The following is a 3,938-nucleotide window of genomic DNA, read 5'->3' as shown; positions in this document are numbered from 1 at the left end:
TACCCGTAGTGCCGAGCAATGATAGACCCTCTACCACTCCAAATGCCGCATTTGATGTCCGAGTTGCCAAGATTCTGCCTTCGGGTAAAATAATCGTCACCCGAATCTTTTGCTCTGACATCAGTAAGGGGGCTAGATTCGCCTGTAAGAGCTGTCGAGCGTAACTATAGATTGCAGGCAGATCGTCCAGATTTGACTGCTTGCCGACCCCTTCACCCCCCACTAGCGCGATCGTTTCGACCTGGCTGGGATCTGCCCATTCGACGAGTGCCCAAACTGGAGTATCGCGCGTCAAATCTAAATTATCGCCAGGATCGCTATGGGTGATGCCTAAAGCCATCTCTGGCTGAATTAGGGCGACTTGTGCGATCGAGATTTCCACCTGTTGGGGTGGGGTAATTAAGTCGATCGTGACAACTGGCTTATTTGTAGGAGAAGATTGTTGTAGACACTGCAAAGCGGCGATCGCGCTAGCCGTTGCAAAGACAGGTAAGGTATATCCAGAACGCATGTGGTAGACGATAGGGTTACGATTTTGGTCGATTATCCACGAACTTCCATGTCCCACTTTCTACCAATTGTAGATCCTCTTGCTGCTGGATTTGTTGTTTTTGGTAGATAGCTAGATCGAACCAGAAGGTCGTACCTACGCCTACCTCACTGATAATATGAATTTGAGTGTGATGTTTTTCGATAATATTTTGGACGATCGACAGTCCCAAGCCAGTGCCTTCTAAGGTATGGACGCGGTTCTCGACGCGGAAGAATCGATCGAAGATTGCCTGTTGGTCTTCTGGATCGATGCCGATTCCGGTATCGACAACTTCGACTCTGACTACATCTGCGGTAATATCGTCGCCAACCTCAGGCGTCAATGTCGCTCGATAAGCGCGGAGCGTGACCTTACCATCAGCTTTGGTAAATTTGAGGGCATTGCCGACCAAATTTGCCAGTACCTGGAGGATCAAATCGTAGTTGCCTAAGATCGACGGGAGTTCTGGCTCGATATCTTGGCATAGTTCGATGCACTTATCTTTGGCGTTGAGCTGATAGGTACGCAGGGTTTGCTCGATCGCTCGATCGAGTTCCACGGCATCGAAGAGGTAGGTGTGGGATGATTCTAATTTGGATAAATCTAAGACGTCGTTGACCAATCGCGTCAGTCTGTCTGTTTCGCGATTGGCGGTATCGAGAAATTCACTCCGTTCGTCTTTAGTTAATTCGTCGCCATATTCATGTAAGGTTTCGATAAACGATTTGATATTAAATAATGGCGTCCGTAGCTCGTGCGAAACGTTACTAATAAATTGACTTTTCGCTTCATTCAATTCTACCTCGCGGGTAATATCTTGAATCGTCATCGCGATCGCGCGGACATTTTCTTTAATCGGATCGAGAACATTGGTGATCAAAATTCTCACCGTCCGTTGTCCGGGTTGATTGAGCGTAATCCGAAATTCTTCGCCTTCTAGTTTGCCCGCAGCCACTTGATATAAAGGACGCGCGAGTTCGGCAGACACGCTGCCAGGTAAAACATGCAGGACATTCGTCGCATTCAATTCTAGATGCTCCCAACCAAAAAAGCGACGTGCGTTGGGATTGACCAAGACGATATTGAGATTGTTATCGATCAGAACAGCACCATCGGCGATCGTGGTGACAAGGGTTTCTAATTTGGCTTTTTCGGCAGTTAATTCATCGATATTTTGTTCTTCAAATATCTCTAGTTTTTCTGCCATTTCATTAAAACTATCGATCAATTCTCCCAGTTCGCCACCCAATGGTAAATCGATCCGTTGCTTGAAATTTCCCGAAGCAATATTCTTGACGCCAGATAATAATTCCTTAATTGGTTTGGTAATTTGTAAGGCATTAAACACCGCACCCAAAATCACCATCACCCAAATCGACACGAATACCGCGATCGTTACATCTCTAGTCAGTCCAGTAGACGCAACTACGGTAGGATTGGGATTGATGCCGATCGCGAGCGTACCCAAAAATTTACCTTCATGTTCGATCGGTACGAAGACATCGGTGACGACCCCTTCTGGAGTATGATGTTGGCGTACCAAAGGCAAATCGCGATTGCCACTACTTTCTGGTAAATGAATGCGGCGTTCGATCATCAGTGAGTTTTGCACTTCTGATTCAGAAAAGGGAATCCCCAGCCGAATTCCACCTGCATCATCGGCATAGAGGATATAGCGCAAACTAGAGGTGCTGTGATAGAAGCGATTGGAAAACCGCGCGACAGCCGTCAGATCGTTCTCGGCTAATTGGGGGGCAATATTTGCCGCCAACAGCAGCCCCAAATCTCGCCCAAATCGCGTATCGTTAATCCGCGCATCTGCTTGAATGGTATTTACAGCCCAAAAGGTTAAGCCACTCACAATCAGCGACACTACCAAAGTAGCTGCTCCCATCAGTTTGGTTTGGAGCGTAAACTCCATCCACCAATGGCGAATGATGTCGCGGAATTTGTCAAACATGGCTAGCATGAAGTGGGATAGGGGATAGCGAAAATAGACTCTATAACTAGCAATATTTTCTAGGTGCGACGAGTACCATTTAGTTCGATATATCTACAGATGTCAGGCTGTATTTACTCTCACTATAACAGTGATTACCTAACGGTAGGCTATGCCAACGCCCAGATGACTGGAAGATTAGCCAGTTGTATAGCTCGATATCTTGTAGGGGATAGGTTACGGGGGATAGAGGATCGGGACTCTCGAAATTTAGGACGAGCTAGAAAACACATCCCCGACTTCTTGAAGAAGTCGGGGATGTAGCGCGATTCTAAAAGAGTCTCTATTTATATTTAAGATTGATACAGCTCCACTCCAAGCGATTCCACACAGTCCCGACAGTCCAACCATGCTGTTCGAGCACATGGGAGACATCGGCAACTTGGCTCGATAAAATTCCGCTCAATATCGCCCAACCTTTGGGTTTGACGAGCGCAGACATTGATGGTGCTAACTGAACGATAACATCGGCTAAAATATTACAGACAAATCCATCTACAGGTTCGGGAAGCATCGCTTGCAGGCGATCGATACTACCCAATTCGACGATTAGATTTGCAGCCGGAATGCCGTTTAAATCGCGATTTTCACCCGTTGCTTTGACTGCTAATGGATCGTTATCGACAGCATAAATCTGTTTGGCACCTAACAAGAATGCGGCAGTAGAAAGAATACCAGAACCGCAGCCAATATCGGCAATTGTCAGACCATTACCAGGTTGCAGGCGCATTTCTAGAGCTTCGAGACATAGTTGAGTCGTCGCATGAGTGCCCGTTCCAAATGCCACACCAGGATCGAGTTGGAGGATCGTTCGATCGGGATCTGTGGGTACTTCCAACCAGGCAGGATTAATTAATAATCGATCGCCGATCGGTTGTGGTTGCCAATGTTGTTTCCAACTACTAGACCAATCTTCTTCATCGATAAGATTGCATTTAGTTACGGGTAATGGACTGCCAATTTCGTTGGCATCATCTTCTAATTGCAGCGATAGATCGGAGATTTCTAATAGTTTGACTTGAGTTTGAGGAATATAGGCAGAAATCGTAATTTCTTTGCCTTGTTTTTGAGTAGACATTCCTTTGCACCCAAATTCACTCAGTCTCCAAAAGATATTTTCTTCGAGATCGGGGACGCAATCGATTTTAATTTCCCACCAGCTATTAGACATGATTGTAGTAGCAACGTATAAATTCTAATAACTTTGTTTAGACGTTAACTGTAGTGAATAGACGATCGTCTTTCACCACAGTATCACAATCTGGATCGGGATTGAAGTAAGCACAGTTAACTAATAGGGGTGGATGGGTAGATGGGTGGATGGGTGGATGGGTAGTGAATAGTGAGTAATGAGTAATGAGTAATGAGTAATGGGTAAGAGCATAATGTGCTCTCCCCGTCTCCCCA

General features: G+C 46.0%; 4 protein-coding genes. All 4 read right to left on the bottom strand.

Annotated elements, in window-relative coordinates; translation table 11 throughout:
- Positions 1 to 511: cobalt-precorrin-5B (C(1))-methyltransferase (locus C7B77_RS25635; RefSeq protein WP_146138517.1), on the bottom strand; the 511-nt coding region annotated here is incomplete at its 3' end.
- A 16-nt stretch (positions 512 to 527) separates the two neighbouring features.
- Positions 528 to 2,501 (bottom strand): two-component system sensor histidine kinase NblS, encoded by a 1,974-nt coding sequence (gene nblS / locus C7B77_RS25630; RefSeq protein ID WP_106311640.1) that lies wholly within the window; start codon positions 2,499 to 2,501, stop codon positions 528 to 530.
- 313 nt (positions 2,502 to 2,814) lie between these two features.
- Positions 2,815 to 3,702 (bottom strand): 50S ribosomal protein L11 methyltransferase, encoded by an 888-nt coding sequence (gene prmA / locus C7B77_RS25625; RefSeq protein WP_106311637.1) that lies wholly within the window; start codon positions 3,700 to 3,702, stop codon positions 2,815 to 2,817.
- Between the two features lie 37 nt (positions 3,703 to 3,739).
- Positions 3,740 to 3,938: hypothetical protein (locus C7B77_RS30900; RefSeq protein ID WP_219892283.1), on the bottom strand; the 199-nt coding region annotated here is incomplete at its 5' end.

It is taken from the genome of Chamaesiphon polymorphus CCALA 037, from assembly GCF_003003845.1.
In the GTDB taxonomy this organism is placed as follows: Bacteria; Cyanobacteriota; Cyanobacteriia; order Cyanobacteriales; family Chamaesiphonaceae; genus Chamaesiphon; species Chamaesiphon polymorphus.
This window is presented reverse-complemented; position numbering and strand designations above follow the sequence as displayed.